Source organism: Mesorhizobium sp. M1C.F.Ca.ET.210.01.1.1, assembly GCF_004791585.1.
Lineage (GTDB): Bacteria > Pseudomonadota > Alphaproteobacteria > Rhizobiales > Rhizobiaceae > Mesorhizobium.
Window position 1 is genome coordinate 46,184 of sequence record NZ_SRUU01000030.1, and the last position, 22,033, is coordinate 68,216.

The 22,033-nt window shown below is 64.3% G+C and carries 21 protein-coding genes; 7 read left to right on the forward strand and 14 right to left on the reverse strand.

The genetic code is table 11. From position 1 onward, the window contains the following. Positions 1–9: 9 nt before the first annotated feature. Positions 10–771, reverse strand: coding sequence for a 3-hydroxyacyl-CoA dehydrogenase (locus EN853_RS26280; protein ID WP_127858332.1), 762 nt, complete (start codon positions 769–771; stop codon positions 10–12). Between the two features lie 30 nt (positions 772–801). Continuing rightward, positions 802–1,407 (reverse strand): N-acetyltransferase, encoded by a 606-nt coding sequence (locus tag EN853_RS26285; RefSeq protein WP_127858333.1) that lies wholly within the window; start codon positions 1,405–1,407, stop codon positions 802–804. Between the two features lie 292 nt (positions 1,408–1,699). Between EN853_RS26285 and EN853_RS26290 the strand changes: the two genes are divergently transcribed. Continuing rightward, positions 1,700–2,686 carry a glutathione S-transferase family protein gene (locus EN853_RS26290; protein ID WP_127858334.1) on the forward strand — a complete coding sequence of 329 codons (987 nt, stop codon included), beginning with the start codon at positions 1,700–1,702 and terminating at the stop codon, positions 2,684–2,686. A 1-nt stretch (position 2,687) separates the two neighbouring features. Here the strand turns inward: EN853_RS26290 and EN853_RS26295 are convergent, their stop codons facing one another. After that, positions 2,688–3,191 carry an NUDIX domain-containing protein gene (locus EN853_RS26295; protein ID WP_127858335.1) on the reverse strand — a complete coding sequence of 168 codons (504 nt, stop codon included), beginning with the start codon at positions 3,189–3,191 and terminating at the stop codon, positions 2,688–2,690. A gap of 68 nt (positions 3,192–3,259) precedes the next feature. On the opposite strand from EN853_RS26295, the gene EN853_RS26300 reads away from it, so the two are divergent. Next, positions 3,260–4,195 carry a metallophosphoesterase gene (locus EN853_RS26300; protein WP_127858336.1) on the forward strand — a complete coding sequence of 312 codons (936 nt, stop codon included), beginning with the start codon at positions 3,260–3,262 and terminating at the stop codon, positions 4,193–4,195. Here the strand turns inward: EN853_RS26300 and EN853_RS26305 are convergent. From EN853_RS26305 to leuA, 4 genes are all read right to left on the reverse strand, one after another. Beyond that, positions 4,185–4,802, reverse strand: coding sequence for a hypothetical protein (locus tag EN853_RS26305; RefSeq protein WP_127858337.1), 618 nt, complete (start codon positions 4,800–4,802; stop codon positions 4,185–4,187). The genes EN853_RS26300 and EN853_RS26305 overlap by 11 nt on opposite strands. Positions 4,803–4,872: 70 nt before the next feature. Next, entirely contained in the window at positions 4,873–5,676 is an 804-nt protein-coding gene (locus EN853_RS26310) for an alpha/beta fold hydrolase (RefSeq protein ID WP_127858338.1), read from the reverse strand. Positions 5,677–5,896: 220 nt separating this feature from the next. Further along, positions 5,897–7,681: a tetratricopeptide repeat protein gene (locus EN853_RS26315; protein ID WP_127858339.1), complete on the reverse strand. Its 1,785-nt coding sequence runs from the start codon at positions 7,679–7,681 to the stop codon at positions 5,897–5,899. A gap of 192 nt (positions 7,682–7,873) precedes the next feature. After that, positions 7,874–9,550 carry a 2-isopropylmalate synthase gene (gene leuA, locus EN853_RS26320; RefSeq protein WP_127858580.1) on the reverse strand — a complete coding sequence of 559 codons (1,677 nt, stop codon included), beginning with the start codon at positions 9,548–9,550 and terminating at the stop codon, positions 7,874–7,876. Positions 9,551–10,018: 468 nt separating this feature from the next. Here leuA and EN853_RS26330 point away from each other — a divergent pair, with 468 nt between their 5' ends. The 4 genes from EN853_RS26330 to EN853_RS26345 all read left to right on the forward strand — a co-directional run bounded on the left by EN853_RS26330 (position 10,019) and on the right by EN853_RS26345 (position 13,573). Further along, a complete protein-coding gene (locus tag EN853_RS26330) occupies positions 10,019–11,185 on the forward strand; it encodes an ATP-grasp domain-containing protein (protein ID WP_127858340.1) in 1,167 nt (388 codons plus the stop codon). A 4-nt stretch (positions 11,186–11,189) separates the two neighbouring features. Beyond that, the gene (locus EN853_RS26335) at positions 11,190–11,966 is read left to right on the forward strand and encodes an alpha/beta hydrolase-fold protein (RefSeq protein WP_127858341.1); all 777 of its coding nucleotides are present in this window, start codon (positions 11,190–11,192) and stop codon (positions 11,964–11,966) included. A gap of 67 nt (positions 11,967–12,033) precedes the next feature. After that, the gene (locus EN853_RS26340) at positions 12,034–12,348 is read left to right on the forward strand and encodes a nuclear transport factor 2 family protein (RefSeq protein ID WP_127858342.1); all 315 of its coding nucleotides are present in this window, start codon (positions 12,034–12,036) and stop codon (positions 12,346–12,348) included. Between the two features lie 157 nt (positions 12,349–12,505). Continuing rightward, the gene (locus EN853_RS26345) at positions 12,506–13,573 is read left to right on the forward strand and encodes a siderophore-interacting protein (RefSeq protein ID WP_127858343.1); all 1,068 of its coding nucleotides are present in this window, start codon (positions 12,506–12,508) and stop codon (positions 13,571–13,573) included. A gap of 12 nt (positions 13,574–13,585) precedes the next feature. Here EN853_RS26345 and EN853_RS26350 read toward each other — a convergent pair whose 3' ends face one another. The 6 genes from EN853_RS26350 to EN853_RS26375 all read right to left on the reverse strand — a co-directional run bounded on the left by EN853_RS26350 (position 13,586) and on the right by EN853_RS26375 (position 19,785). Then, positions 13,586–14,803, reverse strand: coding sequence for an MFS transporter (locus EN853_RS26350; RefSeq protein WP_127858344.1), 1,218 nt, complete (start codon positions 14,801–14,803; stop codon positions 13,586–13,588). Beyond that, on the reverse strand, positions 14,803–16,881 hold the full coding sequence (locus EN853_RS26355) for a TonB-dependent siderophore receptor (RefSeq protein WP_245517190.1): 2,079 nt from the start codon (positions 16,879–16,881) through the stop codon (positions 14,803–14,805). Before EN853_RS26355 ends, EN853_RS26350 begins: the two co-directional genes overlap by 1 nt. A 203-nt stretch (positions 16,882–17,084) precedes the next feature. Further along, complete coding sequence (locus tag EN853_RS26360) at positions 17,085–17,837, reverse strand: SDR family NAD(P)-dependent oxidoreductase (protein ID WP_127858581.1); 753 nt, start codon at positions 17,835–17,837, stop codon at positions 17,085–17,087. Between the two features lie 283 nt (positions 17,838–18,120). Next, positions 18,121–18,429, reverse strand: coding sequence for a putative quinol monooxygenase (locus EN853_RS26365; RefSeq protein WP_127858346.1), 309 nt, complete (start codon positions 18,427–18,429; stop codon positions 18,121–18,123). A 51-nt stretch (positions 18,430–18,480) separates the two neighbouring features. Next, positions 18,481–19,266 carry an SDR family oxidoreductase gene (locus EN853_RS26370; protein WP_245517191.1) on the reverse strand — a complete coding sequence of 262 codons (786 nt, stop codon included), beginning with the start codon at positions 19,264–19,266 and terminating at the stop codon, positions 18,481–18,483. 84 nt (positions 19,267–19,350) lie between these two features. Continuing rightward, entirely contained in the window at positions 19,351–19,785 is a 435-nt protein-coding gene (locus EN853_RS26375; protein WP_127858348.1) for a DsrE family protein, read from the reverse strand. Between the two features lie 198 nt (positions 19,786–19,983). Here EN853_RS26375 and EN853_RS26380 point away from each other — a divergent pair, with 198 nt between their 5' ends. After that, positions 19,984–21,066 carry a hypothetical protein gene (locus EN853_RS26380; RefSeq protein ID WP_127858349.1) on the forward strand — a complete coding sequence of 361 codons (1,083 nt, stop codon included), beginning with the start codon at positions 19,984–19,986 and terminating at the stop codon, positions 21,064–21,066. Positions 21,067–21,075: 9 nt separating this feature from the next. Here the strand turns inward: EN853_RS26380 and EN853_RS26385 are convergent, their stop codons facing one another. Next, positions 21,076–22,023, reverse strand: a complete 948-nt coding sequence (locus EN853_RS26385) for a cation diffusion facilitator family transporter (protein ID WP_127858350.1) — start codon at positions 22,021–22,023, stop codon at positions 21,076–21,078. Positions 22,024–22,033: the final 10 nt, after the last annotated feature.

Sequence of the window (22,033 nt, forward strand, 5' to 3'; positions counted from 1 at the left end):
TCGGCCCTTCTATTTCGGCGCCATGCGAATCGCGCCGTCGAGGCGGATCGTCTCGCCGTTCAACATCTGGTTCTCGATGATGTGGAGCGCGAGCGCGGCATATTCGGAGGGCTCGCCGAGGCGGGGCGGGAAGGGCACCGAGGCTCCCAGCGAATCCTGCACCTCCTGCGGCATGCCGGCCATCATCGGCGTCTTGAAGATGCCGGGCGCTATGGTGCAGACGCGGATGCCGGAGCGGGCGAGGTCGCGCGCCACCGGCAGCGTCATGCCGACGACGCCGCCCTTGGACGCCGAATAGGCGGCCTGACCGATCTGGCCGTCATAGGCCGCGACCGATGCCGTGTTGACGATGACGCCGCGCTCGCCGCCATCGAGCGGGTCGAGTTTCGCCGCCCGGTCAGCGACGAGACGGATCATGTTGAAGGTGCCGATCAGGTTGATCTCGATCACCTTGCGGTACTGATCGAGCGGGTGCGGACCATCCTTGCCGACCGTCTTCACGCCAATGGCGATGCCGGCGCAGTTGACCAGGATGCGCGGCTGGCCGAGCTTTTCCGCCACCTCGGCAATTGCGCCCGTGGCGCTGTCGCCGCTGCTGACATCGCATTGAACCGCGATGCCGCCGATATCGGCAGCAACCTTCACCGCGCGGTCGATGCCGATATCGAGTATGGCAACTTTGGCGCCGCTGGCGGCAAGGGCTCGCGCCGTGGCCTCACCGAGACCAGAGCCGCCGCCGGTGACGATCGCGATCTGGCCATTCGGATTCATACAGGCGTCCTCCCAGGATTCGTGATCATGCTACGAAGCACGCTGCTGGGGCGCAACCTGAATGACCGGATCGATCGAGACCTGCTGATTGACCGGCGCCCGAACCGCAGCCGGGGCCAGTTCCGCAACCTTGGCCATGTCCGCGTGGCAGACTTCGCCGACGAACCGGGCCACGGCGCCGGGCCTGATTTCGTGGTGGAGCAGCCGGTCAAGGTCGACGGGGCGGGGCATGGTGATCTGTCCGCGCGGAAAGCGCTTGAAGCCGAGCGGTCCGTAGTAGGGCTCGTCGCCGACCAGCATCACGGCCGGTGCGCCGGCTTTCGCCGCCGCTTCCAGCGCGATCGCGACCAGCCGGCGGCCGATGCCGAGATTCTTGAAGGCAGGCCGTACGGCGAGCGGTCCGAGCATCATGGCGCGGCCGGCGCCGGCGGCGACGCGCGTCATGCGCACCGAGGCGATCACCGTATCGCCCTCGACCGCGACAAAGGACATCGAGCGGTCATGCCCGCCGGACTCGCGGATCTTGTAGGCGGCAAGCACGAAACGACCGGGGCCGAAGGCCTCGTCGTTGATGGCTTCGATCTCGGCATCATGCGCCGGGGCTTCCGGCAGGTATTTCACGTCGGCAAGGCTCATGGTCTTTGCGTTCCGGTATGCGAGGAAAGGTTGCTGCAAGCGGCAGCGTTCGCCAGTCAGCGCTTCATCAAGCGCGGGCGTCCTTTCGTCGTCGGTCGAACCGGATTGTGGCAAAGTCGAACATGGGCGCCTCCGCTAGCATCAATTTTTCCCGGCTGCAATCGGCGCTTTTCGCCTTTCTGTTCGTTGTATGACGAACTTGTCCGTCGTTTGACGAACTGTTCAGCGCGTGAGGGCTTCGAGTTTCCGGTCAGAAGCCTAAATGTGTGTTGGACCCGCAAGGAGATTTCGGATGGGATTGCTGATTGAAGGCAGATGGCAGGACCGGCCCGTTGCCACAGACAATGGCGGCAGATTCGTGCGGGCCGAAGCGCAATGGCGCGATTGGGTGACGCGCGACGGCGCGCCGGCGCAAGGTAGCAAGCGCGGCTTCAAGGCCGAGCCCGGGCGCTACCATCTTTACGTCTCTCTTGCCTGCCCATGGGCGCACCGGACCTTGATCTTCCGCTCGCTGAAGAAGCTGGAAGACATCATCTCCGTCTCCGTGGTGCATCATTTCATGGGCGAGAACGGCTGGACCTTCAAGGCAGAGGACGGCGCCACCGGCGATACGCTCTACGGCCTCGAATACCTGCACCAGATCTATGCCAAGGCCGATTCCGGCTATTCGGGCCGGGTGTCGGTCCCCGTGCTGTGGGACAAAAGGCAGGAGACGATCGTCAGCAACGAGTCCTCCGAGATCATCCGGATGCTCAATTCCGCTTTCGACGAATGGGGCGATGCGAGCCTCGACTTCTATCCGCCGGCGCTGCGGGCGGAGATCGATAAGATCAATGCGCTGGTCTATCCGGCGATCAACAATGGCGTTTACCGTACCGGCTTCGCCACAACGCAGGAAGCCTACGAGGAAGCGTTCGGCGAATTGTTCTCGGCGCTCGATAGGATCGAGGAGCGGCTTTCGAAGCAGCGTTATCTGGTGGGCGAACGCATCACCGAGGCCGACTGGCGGCTGTTCACCACGCTGGTGCGGTTCGATCCGGTCTATGTCGGGCACTTCAAGTGCAATCTGCGCCGCATCGCCGACTATCCGAACCTGTCGAACTATCTGCGCGACCTCTACCAGGTGCCCGGGGTGTCAAGAACGGTCAACCTGCATCACATCAAGGCGCATTACTACGGCAGCCACAAATCGATCAATCCGACGGGGATCGTCCCGGTGGGGCCGGAGCTCGACTATGCCGCGCCGCACGATCGCGGCCGCTTTAAGAAGGCGGCTTGACCTACCAGTAAGCCGAAAACTGCTTACCGCCAAAAATCTCCGCTATCCGGCGCAATGTCGCCGGCGTGGTGGTTTCCGGCAACCGGTCGAGCGGAAAGAAGGCCGCCTCGGCGATCTCGCGATCGGGAAGTTTCGGCATGGTCTGGCTGAAGGCCTCGACCAGGTAGAGGCCGACATGGTCGCGGGTGCTGGAGCGGCGGTTGAAGTGCATCGATTTCAGCACCGGCGGCGCCGTCAGCGCGATGTTGCCTTCCTCAAGGAGCTCGCGGGACAGCGCTTCCTCGAGCGTCTCGCCATTCTCGACGCCGCCGCCCGGCAATTGCCAACCCGGAACATAAGTGTGACGGATAAGGAAGACGCAGTTGGAGGCGCGGTCATAGACGAGGCCGCGCACGCCAAGCGTCATCGGGCGCCGCAGCAGGAAATAGAAATGGAACAGCCTTGCCCGCAGCCCCGGCCAGCCGGTCTGGCGGAATGTCCGTTCCGGATCGCTGGCGCCAGTCATCCTGCAATCCGCGAGCGAACAGCAAACGGTGAGTGGAAAGCCTGAACCGTGTCGCTTAAGAAGGGGCTATGCTCAGGCTCGCACATATTTCCGATGTCCATTTGGGGCCGCTGCCCGATGTAACCTATCGCGACCTCGCGTCCAAGCGCGTGCTCGGTTACGTCAACTGGCAGCGCAACCGCCGCCGGCATATGCATGACGCCGTCATCGACACCATCGTCGCCGATATCAAGGCCAACGCGCCCGACCATCTCGCCGTCACCGGCGACCTCGTCAACCTGGCGCTCGACGGCGAGATCGAGATGGCGAAGCACTGGCTGGAGACGCTTGGCTCGCCGGACGACGTATCGGTGGTGCCGGGCAATCACGATGCCTATGTGCCGGGCGCTTTCGACAAGGTCTGCCGGTCATGGGCGCCGTGGATGACGGGGGACGGCGCCAACAGTCCGGTCGACCGCAATTCGTTTCCCTATCTACGCGTGCGCGCCGACGTCGCGCTGATCGGCGTCACGACCGCGCGGGCCACGGCGCCCTTCATGGCCAACGGCTTCTTCATGGAGGGGCAGGCGGAGCGGCTAGCCAATATCCTCGACGCCACGGCCAAACAGGGGCTGTTTCGCGCCATCATGATCCATCATCCGCCGGTACGCGGCGCGGTTTCGCAGCATAAGCGGCTGTTCGGCATTGCGCGCTTCCACAAGGTCATTCGCCGGCATGGCGCCGAGCTTGTCCTGCACGGTCACTCGCACCTGCCGTCGCTGTTCACCATCGGCCCGCGCGGCGCCAAGGTGCCGGTGGTCGGCGTGGCCGCCGCCGGCCAGGCGCCGGGCAGCAAGCATCCGGCGGCCCAATACAACCTGTTCGAGATAGACGGGGAAAAGGGCAGCTGGAGCATTCGCCTGACGCGGCGCGGCCTGACCGGTCCGGCACTGCCGCCGTCGGATCTCCAGGTGATCGAACTGGGCGCCGACGTAGCGGCGGCCCGTGAACTCGTCAGAAGCTGATCTTTATCTGGGCGATGCGGTCCCAGAACAGCAGGAGCGATACCGCCAGACCTACCAAAGCACCGGCGGTGATCAGGCCAAGGCCGGAGAAGAAGGTCGTCCAGCCGTTGCGGCGCTTTGCGGATTGCAAGGGCGGCTCCGCTTCCAGGACCCCGGCTCGATGCAGGCCAGGCACGGCGCTCTCGACCGAACCTTCCATCATCCGCTGCCGCTCGACGACACGCTCGGCCACGTATCGCGTCACGGCATCGGCGACGGGCCTCATGTCGGTCGATTCCGCCAGCACCACGCGGCCGATGCGCGTGTCCTTCAGGAAACGGAAGGTGCGGCGATCCCGTCCCATCGCGACATGGCTGACGGCGTCGATCCACAGTCGCGGCTGCAGGCCCGACGAGACGGCGAAGTCGAAATTGTCGATGTCCACCGGCACTCCGGCGAACACAGGAGCGAGCTCGGCAGCCAGAAGGTCGAGCCGCATGCGGTGCGCCTCACGCATGTCGACCACAACGTCGTCGCGGTCGGCGAAGGCATTCTTGACGTCGCGGATCGCATCCGCGAGCTTTTGCGACGGCTCGATCGGGGTGATTTTGTCGCCTGCGTCCTTCATGGCGGCTGCCTCACTGTTGGTAAACAGCGAGTTAACACAGTCGGCGGCAAAATGCACTGCGAGATAGGGCTCAGTCCGCCGCCGCGCCGGATACAGGTGGCTTGCCCCTGCCGCGGCGACGCGTGTTGCGGCGTACAGCCTCCGCAACCAGGTCGGGCGCCTCCTCGACCAGCATGTGGCCGGCCTCCAGCACGTGGTGCAGGTGGAAATGCGCCGGCAAACCCTCGGCCTGGCCGACGGGCAGGACGGGATCGTCCGTACCCCAAACCACCATCACCGGCATATTGAGGGTGTCGAGCTGTTCCCGCGGGATGACGCCTTGCCGCTCGTCCCTGGTCATTGCCGCTGCCGTATCGACCAAGGCCTGCGACTGGCCCGGCCGTTCGCGCATCCGGAAAAGCGCGTCCACCACGTGTTCCGGAGGCACGCTCGCCGACCCCGACATGGCGGCAAGGCAAGCGCTGATCTCGTTTCTGTCGTCTGCGGCGGCATAGCGGCGCAGCAGCGGACCGTTGATCTCGGGGCCGAAGCCGCCCGGCGCCAGCAAGGTCAGCGAGGCAATCCGCCCAGGATCGGCGAGCGCCATCAATGTCGCGATCGCACCGCCCATGGAATGGCCGACGAGGTGGACCTTGCCCAGCCGGCGATCGGCAAGATCCGCGAGGATGGCCTGCGCCGCCGGCCTGGCACCGCCATTTCCATCGTACCCCAACGAGTTTCCATGGCCCGGCAGGTCGTAGGCCAGCACCCTGGCACCCGGCAGCAATGCGGAAATCACGTCGCGCCATATCTCATGGCAACTGCCGAAGCCGTGCAGCAAGACGATCGTCTTCGAGCCTGCACCGTGTTCGACGACATTAAGGGATGGGAGCATGAAATCGATCGGCTGCGAGCAAAAGAAGGCTATTCCAAATGGTGGCTGCATGCTCCCCGGCCGAGTCGATAGCCAGTAAATTCTTCGCGACCGGCGGCGAGCAGCAACGAGCCAATTTTATTAGTCTACTCTAATATTTTTTGGTCGTCCTCATGCCATTTGGGCGGTATCCGAGCAGCCGAGGATCGAGGTCGACGAGGTTGAACCGGGCTTGCGGGGGTCAGCTCGGATTTCCGATACCCGCCGAGCGCAAGGACTGCACCAGCCGATCGGTGAGATCCGCGGGATATTTTCTGTCGACGAAGGTCGCGCGCGGATTGGCGGCGAATTTCGGGAATTCGGCCGTCAGCTCGTTCGCCAACTCGTCCGCGAGCTGGTCGCGGCCTGAGATCTTGGCGCCGATCAGGCGTGCGGCCAGGTAATGCGATTTGGACTTCGTGGTCCTCAGCGACTCGCTGGCGATCACAGCCCTTTTGGTGTCGCCTTGCATGAAGGCGCCGACAAACAGGCCGTAGTCCCACCAGGTCGGGTGGCCGCTGAAGGCTTCGACGGCATGGCCCAGGATCGGCGTTCCTTCCTGATATTTGCCGGCGAAGATCAGGCCGTAGCCATAGGCGGCGGCCATGCCGAGATCGTAGGTGTTGAGCTCATAGGCCTTGCGCATCCAGCGGATCGCTTCGTCCGTATTGCCGAGGCGTGAGTTGAGGTAGCCATAGGCGCGATGCGCGTGGGGGCTCATCGGCCCCATCTGGATGGCGCGGTGGGCATACGACATCGCCTGTTCGATCGTGGCATCAGGCGGATAGGCGTAGTGGTTGTTGACGGCTTCCAGATGCAGGGAAGCCAGTTCCGAGTAGACGAGCGATGATTTGGTGCCCGTACCGGCGAGTTTCTCCAGGCAGCGATACGCCGCCTCATGCGTCTTGGCGCTCTGGTCGAGATAGTAGCGGTCGTTAAGCACCAGACATCCGATCTGGCTGGTCCGGACGTCGCTTTGGTCGATATAGCTGTAGATCGCGCCGGAAGCGGGGATGGTCGAAGTCAGGAGATTGGCGACGCTGCTTTCCACCGCGCCCGGCGCGCTTTCGGCCGATGTCAGGTTGCGCGACAGGAGAACCCGTCCCGTTGCGACGCTCTGCAGTTCGATCGTGACGTCGCCGGCGGCAGGTCCGGGAACAAGATCGAAAACGAAACTGATCGGATCGGCGGACCCGTCGCGCGTTGCGTCGGCGTCGCGTCCGATGAAGTCTATGGTGTCGAAGCCGGCGAGACCGGCGCGCAGCGATGAGGCGACACGGGCCGCCTCCGGTCCATCGGCCCTGACGGCCATGTAGATCAGGGGCAGGCTATCGAAAGTCTGCGAAACGACGCTGCCGGTCGTACCTGACGTTTCGACCGGCGCGGCTGCATCGTCGTGGAAAAAGGCATTGCCCTGGCGAACCACAAGCACCCCCAGCATGGCGATGACCAGAACGATGGCAGCCCAGAAGAAGCGCAATTGGCTCGTCAGCGATGAGGCGGACACGGGTGTTGCCGGGCTCGTCATCAGCGGCGCGGCATCGGCAGGCTTGGTATCGGCAGGCGCGGGGTTTTCGAAATGCTCGGCCGAAGGCGAAGCGACCTGGCCGGCATCCGCAGGCTTGGCCGCCTCGGGCAGCCGGATGGCATTCAACTCGTAGGAAGGCACATATCCGCCGCGCGGGATTGCGATGCGCACCGGCTCGGCAATGCCCTCATTGGCGAAATAATGCTCCAGGAGCTCACGCAGCCGCCCGGCTTGGACCCTGACAACCGCATCGGTCGCCGAGTCGAAGTCACCGTCCTTGCCGAAGACGTCCATGGCGATGGAAAGGCCCTTCAGCCTGTCGCCTTCGCCGGCCTGCTCGCGCTCCACCAGATAGCGCAACAGCCTGCGGGCGCGCTCGGACCGTCCGAACGTTTCGCTGGCAAGCAGTCGCTCCAATGTCTCGCGCACTGCGGGGGCGGCAGGCGTGGCAGGCTCCAAGTGTCGATCCTTCCGAAGTCGGCACAGGTTAGGACGTGATCATATAGCGCTCGCGTCAACGCACAAGAATGCTTCTGTTATGCGATCGCGTAAGCCACCGCAAATTTCCCTGCCGGTTAATGAATGGCAGGAAAATCGCGGCGGTTTTGCAGCATTGCGCGGCTCGCCAAAGCGCCGCGCCAAGGTCAGGTGTCAGCCCGCCTTGCGGCCAAGGATGCGGTTGGCGGCCGACACCACGGCCTCCAGCGAGGCGGCGACGATGTTGGTGTTTATTCCGGCGCCGAACAGCTTGCCGCCCGGATATTCCATCTCGACATAGGAAATGGCCGAGGCGTTCGAGCCGCGCTGCAAGGAGTGTTCGGAATAGTCGAGCACCGACATCTCCACGCCGACGTGGCGCGACAGCGCATCGACGAAGCCATCGATCGGGCCGGTGCCGGAACCGGTGATGGTCATCTCCTTGCCGTTGTCGAGGATGACCGCTTCGACCACGCGCCGCCCCTTCACCTCGGTGTCGGGGTAGGTGTGATGGTCGAGGAATTTCAGCCTGGCGCCGGGCTGGTCGACATAGGCTTCGAGGAAGCGCTCATGAATGCGTTTGGCGGGCACTTCCTTGCCTTCGGCATCGGTGATGGCCTGAATGTCCTGGCTGAACTCGATCTGCAGGTTGCGCGGCAGGTTGAGGCCGTAGTCGGCCTGCAGCACATAGGCGATGCCGCCCTTGCCGGACTGCGAGTTGATGCGGATGATCGCCTCATAGGTGCGGCCGACATCGGCCGGGTCAATCGGCAGATAGGGCACCTCCCAGACCGGCGTGTTGGCCTTGCGCAAGGCCTTCATGCCCTTGTTGATGGCATCCTGATGCGAGCCGGAGAAGGCGGTGTAGACGAGCTCGCCGACGTAGGGATGGCGCTCCGGAATCTTCAGCTGGTTCGAGTATTCGTAGACGTCCTTCATCCTGTCGATGTCTGAGCAATCCAGCCCGGGATCGACACCTTGCGTGTACATGTTCAGCGCCAGGGTGACGATGTCGACATTGCCGGTGCGCTCGCCATTGCCGAACAGCGTGCCCTCTACGCGGTCGGCGCCGGCCATCAGGCCGAGCTCGGTAGTGGCGATGCCGGTGCCGCGATCGTTATGCGGATGCAGCGAGATGATCAGCTTGTCGCGATTGTCGAGGTTGCGGCACATCCATTCGATGCGGTCGGCATAGACGTTGGGCGTCGACATCTCGACCGTCGAGGGCAGGTTGATGATCAGCTTGTTGTCGGCCGTCGGCTTCACGATCTCGGTGACGGCGTTGCAAATCTCCAGCGCGACCTCCAGCTCGGTGCCGGTGAAGCTCTCCGGCGAATATTCGAACCGATAGCCGCCGCCAGCCTTGGCCGCCATGTCGGTGATCATCTTGGCGGCGTCGGTGGCGATGCGCTTGATGCCGGCGACGTCCTTTTCGAAGACGACGCGGCGCTGCAATTCGCTGGTCGAGTTGTAGAAATGCACGATCGGCCGGTGCGCGTCCTTGAGCGCTTCGAAGGTCCGCGTGATCAGCTCGGGCCGGCATTGCACCAGCACCTGCAGCGACACATCGTCCGGCACGCCGCCTTCCTCGACGCACCAGCGGGCGAAGTCGAAGTCGGTCTGCGAGGCCGACGGGAAGCCGATCTCGATCTCCTTGAAACCCATGTCGAGCAGCAGCGCGAACATGCGCGCCTTGCGCTCGTGGCCCATCGGATCGATCAGCGCCTGGTTGCCGTCGCGCAGGTCGACGGAGCACCAGATCGGCGCCTTCTCGATGACCTTGGACGGCCAGGTGCGATCGGTGAGGTTGACGGTCGGGTAAGGCTGGTACTTGCGGGCGGCATCCGCCATGTGCCCGCTCGCTTGCGCGCCCGTTTCGGCCTCGCCGGCGCGGATTGCTTCTCTTCTGTTCATCGTCGTTTCTCCCCGGCGGCTCGCGTGACCGCCTTCAGGCGGATTGGTGCCGAGCGGCGCCTTTACCAAAATTTCGTTCGCTTGATGTGACTTGCCAATCTGGCCAAGGAGCATGCGCCTCGAGCGGCGGGTATCGACCGCCGGGCGCTCCTTCAGCGAACCCGGCGATCGCCGATAAGGCCGAGAAGAAGCAGGGTCGAAGCAAGCGCGCGCACGGTCTCGCCGGCAAAGCCGGGGCGAGGAGAAGCGACGGAGCGGGTGCGCGTGGTCATGCCGGCTCTCTTACAGGAGCGGCCATCAGGAGGCAAGTGCCGGGCCGGCCGCGTGGAGCGCGGGCTCTTCCCCGCGCCGGGCAAATGCGCCACACTCGCTTCCGGAGGACCTGATCTCAGGGGGAGGTCGTGCATGAATTTCGTGTTCTTCTCGCCGCATTTTCCGGCCAACGGCGCCGATTTCTGCGACCGGCTGAAGAAGGCTGGCGCCACCGTGCTCGGCATCGGCGACGCGCCCTATGAGATGCTGGGCGCCAAGCTACGGGCAGCGCTTTCGGAATACTACCGCGTGGCGGACATGGAGGACTACGATGCCGTGTTCCGGGCGATGGGGCATTTCATCCACAAATGGGGCCGCATCGACCGTTTCGAGTCGCTCAACGAGCACTGGCTGGAGCTGGAAGCCAACATCCGCACCGACTTCAACATCTTCGGCACCAAGCTCGATTTCGTGAAGAACCTGAAACGCAAGAGCCGCATGCGCGCCTTCTTCCGCAAGAGCGGCGTCGAGACCATTCCGCAGCGCAAATGCTCCGACCGCGCCGGGGCCATGACCTTCATCCGCCGCGTCGGCTACCCGGTGGTGGTGAAGCCGGATTCGGGCTCCGGCGCCTCGAACACCTTCAAGATCTCCAACACGAAGGAACTCGACCAGTTCTTCAGGGACAAGCCCGAGGGCGTCACCTTCGTCATGGAGCAGTTCATCGAGGGGCTGGTGGTCACCTTCGACGGGCTGGTCAATCGCGCCGGTGAGGTGGTGCTGGCGGCCAGCCATCGCTACGACCAGAGCATCATGGACGCGGTCAATCGTGACCGCCACATGAGCTACACCTGCTTTCCCGAGATCACGCCTGCGGTGGAAGAGGCCGGCCGGAAAATCCTGAAAGCATTCGACGTGCGCGAACGCTTCTTCCACATCGAGCTGTTCGAAACCAAGGACAAGCGCATCATCGCGCTCGAGGTCAACATGCGTCCGCCCGGCGCCTGGATGACGGATGCCATCAATTACACCTTCGATGTGGACGTCTATGCCGCATGGGCCGACATGGTGGTCAAGGACGCCGCCGGCGGCCCCTACAAGGGCAAGTATTTCACCGCCTATGCCAGCCGCAAGCGCCATATCGACTATTTGCACAGCCATGCGGACGTGCTAGCCGCGCACGGCGACAAGATCGTCCACCACCAGGCCATCGAAGAGGTTTTCAGCCGCGCCATGGGCAACTACGCCTACCAGATGCGTTCGAAGGACCCGAAGGCGCTGCGCCAGGCGGTCGACTATATCCACGCGGAAAAGGCGTGAAGCGATGGACGTTTCCTATCACAAGGGGCATGCCCGCAATCTCGGCCGCGACATGGAATACAAGCGCTACGGCCATGCCGGCCGGCCGGTGGTGGTGTTCCCGACCTCGCAGGGGCGTTTCTACCAGTTCGAGGATTCGGGCGGCGTCGGCGCGCTCGCCGAATTCATCGACACCGGCCGCATCCAGCTGTTCACGCTCGACGGCATCGATTCTGAATCCTTCTTCGACAAGCACGGCGATCCGGCCGAGCGCATCGCCCGCCACGAAGCCTATTTCCGCTATGTGCGCGAGGAGGCGCTGCCGGAACTGCAAGCGGTTGCGGCTAAGGCCAATGGCGGACGCACCTTGAAGCCGCTGTTCTGCGGCTGCTCGATGGGCGGCTACCATTCGTCGAATTTCGTGTTCCGCTTTCCGGAGCTGGCGAGCGGCGTGATCTCGCTTTCCGGCGTCTACTCGACCCGCGACTTCTTCGGCCGGGTGCTGGAGGGCAGCATCTTCTACAACTCGCCGCTCGACTATCTGCCGGGCATCGTCGACCAGAAGCTGCTCGGGCGGCTGAGGGCGCTGAGGCTGATCTTCTGCTGCGGACAGGGCGCCTGGGAAGAGCGCATGCTTGTCGAGACGCGCGAGCTGGAGCAGGTGCTGCGCGACAAATCCATCCCGGCCTGGGTCGACTATTGGGGCGGTGACGTCAGCCATGACTGGCCGTGGTGGCACAAGCAGCTCGTCTATTTCTTCGGCCGCTGGCTGGACGACGATCTGATGCACAGGATCGACTGACCCGTGCCGATATTCAGGTGATGCCGGCCTGACCTGGAATCTCAAAAGGGCTCAAGGGCTTAAACCAATGATCACGCCCGACCCGATCCGCCGTTTTGTCGAAGCCACCAATGCCGGCGACAGCGAGGCCTTTCTCGGATGCTTCACGGCCGACGCCCTGCTCACCGACTGGGGCCGTGCCTTCCGGGGCCGCGACGGGATCGCACGCTGGAACCAGTCGGACAATATCGGCGTGCAGTCCCATCTCGACATCGTCCGCATCGCACAGCCGGACGGCGCCTACCACGTGCGCATCAAGGTGGCCGGCAACGGCTTCAACGGCGAAGGCGACATGGTCTTCACGCTGGACGGCGATCGTATTTCCAGCCTGGTCATCAGTTGAACCCGGACAGCGCTCGGCTTGACGCATTGTCATTCGCCGATGGCGATCAGAAAATATGATTTCTTTAGTCAAGTTTCTGTGGAATCCAAGGCACCGCTGTGGCATGTCGGCCTGACAAAGGCGCCCTCGCATGCGCCGGTTCCAGGAGACTTGAGCTATGGATCGATTGAGCGCGCAAGCCGATATCCGCAATGACGCCATTTTCGCGGTGATGGACAGTCTGCGCGCCGAGCACCGCGATTGCGAGATCGACACCGGTGTTGCCGGCCAGTGGGAATTCCGCATGCATTACGGCTCGCTGAATGCCACGCTCGACGACGGCGGCGTGCGCATCCGGGTCGCGGCGCAAGACGAGACCTGCCTCGCCTACATGAAGATGATTGTTGCGGGCCATATCACCGGGCAACTGGGGACCACCGGCGACCTGCGCTGGCAGGGCGACGGCCAGGACGCCGGCACGCCAGCCTTCTTCCGCGAGATCACGGTCGAGTCGTCGGCGCGGCTGTCGCCGCATATGCAGCGCGTGCGCTTTTCCTGCCGCGATCTCGGCCGCTTCGCCCATGGCGGGCTGCATGTGCGGCTCCTGCTGCCGCCGCCCGGACGGCAGCCGGTGTGGCCGTCGATGGGCGCTGACGGCATGCTCCTATGGCCGTCGGGCGCGGATTCGCTCACCGTTCGCGTCTACACGATCCGCGCGCTCGATATCGCCGACGGCTGGCTCGACGTCGATTTCGTGCTGCATCCCGGCACCGAAACGCCGGCCGCGGCGTTCGCGCAGAGCGCACGGGCCGGCGACGTCATCGGCATGATCGGTCCCGGCGGCGGTGACGTGCCGGAGACGAAGAATCTGCTTCTGGTGGGCGACGATACGGCGCTTCCCGCCATCGGCAGGATCCTCGAGGCGCTTGCGCCATCGACCTGCGCCGAGGCCCTTGTCGAGGTCAACGGTCCGGAGGACCGGATCGCGCTGACGGAGGGCGACAACATCACCGTCCACTGGCTCTACCGGCACGGCCGCGAGGCAGGCTGTGCCGGTCTGCTGCCGGCGGCGCTGCGCGAACGCGACCATGCGGCCGATAATCTCTATGTCTGGGCCGGATGCGAGTTCGCCGACTTCCGCGAGATCCGAAGGATCGTGCGCAAGGAGTGGGGCCTGCCGCGCGATCGGCACTTGGTTACCGCCTATTGGCGCCGGGGTACGCAGGGCGAAGCCGGCGAGGAATAGCGCGCCGTCCTGTCAGTCGCGGTCGCTGACCATGGCGATGGCCGGCGCCGCCAGCAGCGCGACCACGCCCGCGCAGGCAAACAGCGCGCCATAACCAAGATGCTGCGCCAGGTAGCCGGCAAGGATGCCGCCCGCCATGCTGACCAACGCGTCCATGCACTGGAAAAGCGTGAAATCGACGCCAGCCTGCCTCGGATCCGACCAGCGCATGAACTGCGCGTAAAGCGCCACGAAGCCGAGCGCCATGATACCTGAGGAACTCAGCATGGCGACGGCCGCCAGCGGGCCTGTCGGGAAAATACCGGAAAGCGCGAAGGCCGAGAGGATGAACAGCGATCCGGCCTGCAGGACAAGCGCGAGCACGAGGACGCTGCCGCTGCCAAACCATTTGACGAGGGCGCCGCCGGCAAGTGCGGCCGCGACGCCGAGGACCATGCTGCCGGCGCCGTTGACGAGCCCGATCGTGGAAAGGCTGAGCCCGGCATCGACAAGGAAAGGGCCAAGCATGGTCAGCGCCGCTTTCTGCGCCAGGACATAGATCGCCGATGCCGCCAGGCCGCGGCGGATCTGCGAGCGCCGCCACGCCGTGCCGAGCGTGGGCACGTGTTGGCGCATTTCCTCGCGCTGCCGGCCGGCGATGCCGAGCAGGAAGGGAAGGCCGAGCAGCAAGAGCAGCGAGGCCATGGCCGAGACCGCCGCGCGCCAGCCATGGACATCGACCAGAAAGAGGAACAGGCCGCCGCCGATCGCCGAGCCGAGATAGGCGCCGCCGACCTGGGCGGCATTGCCCCAGCCGAGATTACTGCCGGCAAGGTTCTGCACCGCAAAACCGTCGCAAGCGATGTCGACGGTGGAGGCGGCAAAGGCAACCACCGCCAGGCAGGCGACCACCGGCCAAAAGGTGGCCGGGCCGAGTTGGGCAACGGCCAGCAGTCCGGCGCTGGAGACGAGGCCGCCGACAAGTACGATCGCGCCGGTGCGATTCCTGCCAGCAGGCGGAAGCCGATAGCGTTCCACCGCCGGTGACCACAGGAATTTCAGCGCCCATGGCAGGGCGATCAAGGTGAGGAGGCCAATATGGTCGAGCGGCAGGCCCTGATCGCGCAGGACGGCCGGCAGGCCCGTCCAGGTGATGCCGCCGATCACGCTCTGTGCCACATAGAGGCCGCCGATCGCCGTGACGACGGCGGCAGGCGACAAGGATGCCTGGCCGGTAGCGGAGGCCGACATCAGAAGCGGTAGCGCAGACTGCCGAACAGCGAGCGCCCTTCGTCGCGGTAGCAGTAGCCGGCCGAGCAGATCGTCTGCTGGCTGTCGAACAGGTTCTTGGCGTTAACCTGCAGTTTGACGCCCTCGAGCTTCGGGTTGCGATAGCCGAAATCGTAGGACAGCGAGGCGTCGACGAAGGCGCGCGCATCGTTCTTGAAGGTGTTGGTGTCGTCGCCGAAGCTCGCGCCGGAGAAGCGTACGCCGGCGCCAAGCCCGAGCCCGGCAAGCGTGCCGTTCGCGAACTGATAGTGGCCCCAGAGCGACAGGATGTGGTTCGGCGTCGCCGACAGTTCCTTGCCGGCGGTGCCTTCGGCGCCGCGTTCGATCTTCATGCGCAGGTAGGTGTAGGAAGCGATGACGCTGAAGCCGTTGTCGAGCGAGGCGCTGGCTTCCAATTCGACGCCGCGCGAGTTGAGGTCGAGCTGGCGCTGCTTGTTGATGCCGGACGAGGCGTCGAACACGACGCCGTCCTTCTGGTCGATGTCGAACAAAGCCGCGCTGACGGTCGCGTTGTGGTCCGGGATTTCGTATTTGACGCCGATTTCCTTCTGCGTCGCGATGGTCGGGCGGGCGACGCGGCCGACAGTGCTGGTGACGTCGTCATAGACGAAGCCGATGTTGGGCGAGAACGAGGTCGAATAGTTGATATAGGGGATGATGCCCCATTCGGTCCGGTAGGAGAGGCCGACGCGGCCGGAGAAAGCGCTGTCCTTCTGCTTCGACTGGCTGAAATCTGCCGCGGTCGAAGTGGTGTCGACCCAGTCGTAGCGGCCGCTGGTGAACAGGGTGAGATCGTTCCATTCCATCTGGTCGTGCAGGTAGACGCCAAGCTGATCCATCTGCTGGCCGCCGGAATGGGGAACGGGTGCCGCCTTGATGGCTTCGACCGACACGTAGGAAAGGCCGCTGCCTGCATCGTAATCGGACCAGGCATAGTCGATGCCGCCGACCGCGGTGTGGCGGACCGCTCCGGTGTCGAATTCGAGCTGCGCCATGTTGTCGACGACGAAGTTCTTCATTTTCTCGGTGTAGTGGCCCCAGTAGCGCTGCAGCGGCTGGCCGGCGCCGATCGAATAGTGGCCGCTGTATTCTATGTCGCTGTCGACGGCGTTGTAGCGAAGGTTCTGGCGGACGGTGAGCCAGTCGTTGAAGCGGTGCTCGAATTTATAGCCGACGCGGCCCTGGTCCTGGCTGAAGTCGTTCCAGGCCGGATCCCCTTCATACACGTTCGACAGCACGCCATAGGCCGAGTTGTAGAAAGCGGCAGTGCCGCCTGTGACGGATTTCGAATATTCGCCGAGGATGGTGAGCGTTGTGTCCTCGTCCGGCGTGAAGGTGACGGCCGGCGCCAGATAGAGCTTGTCGTCGGGATAGGCGGGCAGATCCGTTTTGCTGAGCCGGCCGAGGCTGGTGAAGCGGTAAAGGATGCTGCCGCCGTCATTGACGGGTCCGGAGGCGTCGAGCGCCGCCTGGAAGCGGTTGTGCTCGCCGGCCAGCAGTTCGATCTCATGGAACGGCTCGTCCTTGGGGCGCTTGGTGACGACGTCGACGATGCCACCCGGGCCGCTGACGCCGTAAAGCGAGGACGCCGGGCCCTTCAGGATGGTGACGCCCTCGATGCCGTAAGGCTCTGTCTTGAACCAGGCCGAGGGTCCGTTGTACTGGCGCAGCCCGTCGCGGAACATGCCGTTGTAGAAGGCCGGGAAGCCGCGCAGGAAGAATGCATCATAGCGGGTGTCGAAGCCGAAACTGTTCGGGTTGGCGCTGGCCGTATAGCCCAGCGCATCGTTGAGCGTTCGCGGCTTCTGGTCCTCGATCTGCTTCTGCGTCACGACCGAGACGGCCTGCGGGATCTTGACGATCGGTGTGTCCACCTTGGTGCCGATGCGGTCTTTCTTGGCGACATAGCCGTCCTGCACCAGGATGTCATTGCTTTCGGCAGTCACCTCGATCCTGCCCAGAACGGTGGCGTCACCATTCTCCTGCGCAACCGCCGGCCAGGCGTGGCCGAGGATAGCGGTGCCCGCCAGCAATGACATCGCTTGGCGCCATCCGTTTGGACGCCATGACTTCGGCCGCTCGCGCATAAACTTGTCTCCACTTCTCATGTTTTTCTGCGCTCTCGCGCTCTCAAATATGAGAAACTGAGTCAAGTATTTTTCGGCGCTCACGCCGGAGCCGGGCCGTCTCGCTGGGTTGTCCGATGCGAAAAGGTGACGGTGGCCGCTTTCGCAGACCGTGCTCAGTAGGTGGCGCGTCCGCCGGAAAGATCGAAGGTGGCGCCGGTCGTGAAGGAATTCTCGTCCGACAGCATGAAGGCGACCATGGCCGCCGCCTCCTCCACCTCCACGAATCTGCCGCGCGGAACCTTGCCGAGCATGTAGGTCACCTGCGCCTCGGTGAGCTGTTCGAGGATGCGGGTGCGGGCGGGCGAGGGGGTCAGCGCGTTGACGGCGATGTCGTGGCCGGCGAGTTCCTTGCCGAGCGATTTGGTCAATGCGAGCACGCCGGCCTTGGCGGCCGAATAGGCCGCGGCATTGGGGTTGCCCTCTTTGCCGGCGACGGAGGCGACATTGACGATGCGGCCGTAGTTGCCCGCGATCATGCCGGGCACCAGGCGCCTGCAGCAGTAGAAGACGCCGTTGAGGTCGATGTCGACGATCTGGCGCCAGGCGGCCGGGTCATAGTCCACAACGGTCGCGGCCGGCCCGGCAATGCCGGCATTGTTGACGAGAAGATCGGCGGGCCCAAGCGCCTGTTCGGTCTCGCTGGCGGCGCGGTCGACGGCCTCGATCTGCGACTGGTCGCAAAGGAAGGCCTCGATGCGGCCAAGCGGCGCAAGCTCGGCGACTGCGTTCCTCATCGCTGCCCGGTCGATGTCCCAGATGGCGACCCTTGCGCCTGACGACAGCAGGCGGCGGGCGACGGCAAGGCCGATGCCTTGCGCGCCGCCCGTCACGACGGCGACGCGGCCAGAAAGATCGACGGCATTCAAACGGCGGCTCATTGGTGTTCTCCTCCCCCTCGCATTGAAACTGCGTGTCAGTGCCTGACGTTTCGCGCCACCAGCTCGGCTATGCTTGGCCCAATGAGCAACACGACGAGGAAGCGGGCCGACCACCGTTCCACTGAAATGGCGAGCCGCTCTATCTCCTTGTTTTCGCGTAATTTCTCACGGAAAACCGGTTCACATTTTTCCTGAAATTGCTCCAGACCGGAGACAGGCAAACGCGAACCCGGTTCCCGGCGAAGAATTCGATTTCGCGCCGGTCCCGCTTTCAGCCGCTCTTCTCGGCCGGAAGGCCGAAGCCGCCGACCGGATGGGTCTCGACCTGGAACTCGAAGCCAGCGATGAAGGGGCGCGCCCTGGCGATGGCGGCCTGGACTTCCGGCAATTGCAGGGAGGCCTTGTGGCTAGCCTGATCGGTCCACACTTCAGTGACCCAGATCGCATCGGCGTCTACGGGGTCGGTGGCGATGATGTAGCTCAGGCAGCCGGGGAGCGCAGCGGTGCTTTCGCGCAGCACGTCCATGACCGCGTCGCGCTGGCCGCGTGCCGCCCGCATCTTGCCGATCAGTCCGAACATGCCATTGCTCTCCCTGCAGGTTGTATGCCGCCCAAGTATGCAGTCGGCGGCTCACGGCATCAACTGGCCACCGTTTACCTCGATCACCTGACCGATGATGTAGCCGCTCAAGAGACCGGAGGACAGGAACAGATAGGCGCCGACGCAATCCTCGGCTGTCCCGGCTCGGCCTTGCGGTATGGTCGCAACCGTGGCCTTCATTTGTTCGGCGCTCGAATAGCGTTCGTGGAACGGCGTCAGGATGGTGCCCGGCGCCACTGCGTTGACGCGGATGCCGAAGCCGATCAGTTCCTTGGCCATGCCGCGTGTCACGTTGGAGACGAAGGCCTTGGACGAGCCGTAGAGGCCGGCGCCGCCGCCGGCTCCGTTGCGGGCCGCGATCGAGGTGGTGTTGATGATGAAGCCGCCCTGACGCTTCAGCCACGGGATCGCCTTGCGCGAGGCGGTCAGCACCGAACGCGCGTTGAGGTCCATCACCGCGTCGTAATGCGCTTCGGTCTGCTCGGCATAGGCGACGCGGCCGAGCATGCCTCCGGCATTGTTGACCAGCCCGTCGAGTCGGCCGAGATGTTGCGCGCTCTCCTCGACCACACGCTCGACGTCGGCGGGAACCGAAAAATCGCCCTGGGTCAGGAACACTTCGCCGCCTTGGTCGCGGATGGTTCCGGCGAGCTTTTCGGCGGCTTCCCGGCTCGAATTGTAGTGCAACGCGACGCGGCATTTCTGCCGGGCATAGGCGCGGGCGAGCGCGGCGCCGATGCCGGTCGACGCGCCGGTGACCAGCACCACCTTGCCGGCAAGGTCTGGAATGACAAGTGCGGTTGGGTCGGCTGTCACGTCGATACCTCCGGGATTGTCGTCGGCCATTGGTAGACGCATGCCGGCCAGGTGTTCAAGCCCAGCCGAAACCAGGGCCCGAAATCAGGGTCGGAGATAGACGTAGCCCTGCCGCTGCAGCTCCGCGAGCCTGACGACGCCGCCCTTGTCGGCGACCTGGAAGCCGGCGAGCAGGTCGGTCACGGCAATGTCCATGCCGCGCAACGTGTTGCCGCAGGCCTGCGGAACCAGCCCCTGCTGGACAAGGCCGGCAAAGCGGCTCGACGTCGCGCCGGAAGCGCTCTTGGCCTTGAAGGCCGCAAGGGCCGGACCGTGCACGACCAGCACGATCTCGACATTGCCGCCGGTGCCCTCATAGTGGTTCTTGATGTTGCCGAGTACGAAATTGACCTTGTCGGCGTCGCTGAGATGATAGGCGACCTTCAGCCTTTCCTCGCCCGCGGCGGCACTAGCCTGGCGCAGGCCGAAAAGACCTGCGGCTCCGGCAAGGCCGGCGCGGAAAATGTCACGGCGCAGCATCCTGTCCTCCTCTGCTTGCCTGCCCGATTTTGCCTCGCCTGAGCGTCGTGCCCAAAGCGCGTCGCGATCTTTCAGGTTCGCTCCGTGCGCTTTAGGTTTTTGATTTTACGCATATCTTTGTCCCGAAACCGATTCCCACTTTCGGGAGACATGCTTTAGACTAGCATATCGAAGTCCTGTCGGTGCGAGGAGGGTGGCATGGCCTCAAGGATGGTCGGGGGCGCGGCACTTGGCGCGGCATTGTTCATTTCGGGCGCCGCTCTTGCCGAGGATGCTCTCAAGCTCACCGAGCTTAGCCCCAACGGCGCCGACGCCTGCTTCGGCCGCGTCTATGATGTCGCGCACCTCAAGGCGCATTCGCACCAGAAGGTGGCGCGCATCTTCTTCTATTACGGCCATGATCCGGTCAGCCGACCGAACGAGGAACCGAGCACGCTCGGCGACGCCGCTTACAACGGCTTCCTCACCACGACGGTGCGCGGCGCCAAGAAACCGGAATGGGCGGCAGGCTGGTGCAACAAGGAGGATCCGGGCGACAAGGCGAGCGGCATCCATTGCGGCATGGAGTGCGACCGCACGCTCGCCTCGCTCAAGGTCGACGACAAGGGCCGGCTGATCCTCTCCGACCTGCAGCCTGACGTGTATCTCGACGCGGGCGCGGAGGAGGATCTCGGCAAGGCGAAGTACAACGAGCAGGCGCTCGGCAGCGAGGATGACAATTTCCGTCTCGACCCGATGCCGGCCTCCACCTGCAAGGCGGAGTTCGCTCGCATTGATCCGATCGACCCGGCGCTGGGGGCTCCGCTCCGCGAGCGGCTGAAACCTGACCAGTCCTTCTGCTACGGCCGTGACTACGATGCCGAACATCTGAAGTCGCATCCCGACCAGGTGACGCAGTCGATCCGCGTCTTCCGCGGCCCGATCGAGCTCGCCTCGTTCGCCGCCAGCGGCGATGCCGCCAACTGGCCCGACGGCGCCGATATCGCCGTCTCGGTGACGACCAGGCAGAAGGGGGCCAAGGTCACCCAGACCTATTCCTGCCAGGGCGAGGCCGACCAGTGGCGCTGCTCGGCCAGCTCGAAGATGAGCGATTTTGCCTGCGACATCTCGCAGAAGGAGATTTTCCTGAAGCGCGGCGCCAGCGCCACGATGATGCTGGCCAACCCCAACAGCGCGCTCGCCATCGTCGATCTCTGCTCGAAGGCGGCAGGCGGCAAGACGAAATCCGACGACAAGATCTACAGGCTGAATCCGATGCCGCAGTCGGCCTGCGCGCCGTAAGTCTGGCGCTTACGCGAACGGCACCGCGGTCGTGCCCTTCGGCAGTTTCGCCTCGTCGTCCGGCTCGACATGGATGGTGACGCGCACCGAAGGGATTTCGGCTTTCAGCGCGTCCTCGATGCGGTCGCAGATGACATGGCTGGCGCCGACCGACATGTCGGCGTCGACGACCAGGTGGAACTCGATGAAAGTGGCGCGTCCGGCAATGCGCGTCTTCAGGTCATGCACCTCCAGCGCGCCCTTCGAATTGGCCGAGATGATGTCGCGGATCTGCATGTGTTCCTGCTGATCGACGGCGCGGTCCATCAGGCCGTTCACCGACGAGCCGATGACGTGCCAGCCCTGCCAGAGGATGTTGAGCGCGACGATCACGGCAAGCGCCGGGTCGAGGATCTGCCAGCCGGTGAGCACCGCGCCGACAAGGCCGCCGAACACGCCGACTGACGTCACGACGTCGGTCATGATGTGCTGGCCGTCGGCGGTCAACGCGGGCGACTTGGCGTTCTGTCCGGCGCGGATCAGGGTCCAGGCCCAGATCGCGTTGATGACTGTCGCCACGCCGTTGACCGCAAGGCCTTTCCAGGGCTGCTCGAGCGGGGCGGGATGCTGCCAGGATCGCCAGACCTCGTTGAGGATCAGGAGGGCCGCGACGACGATCAGCACGCCTTCGAGAACGGCCGAGAAATACTCGGCCTTGTGATGGCCGAAGGGATGGTCCTGGTCGGCCGGCTTGTAGCTGACCTGGATCGCCCAGAAGGCGGCGACCGAAGCGATGACGTTGACGATCGATTCCGCCGCGTCCGAATAGAGCGCGACCGAACCGGTGATGTACCAGGCGACAAGCTTGAGGGCGAGCACGACGCCAGCGACGACGATCGACCAGAAGGCAAGGCTGGCGACCTTTTGCCTGGCCGCCGCCTTTGTTTCCGTCGTCGTCATCGTCGTTGCCGCGTTCATCCCAACCTGC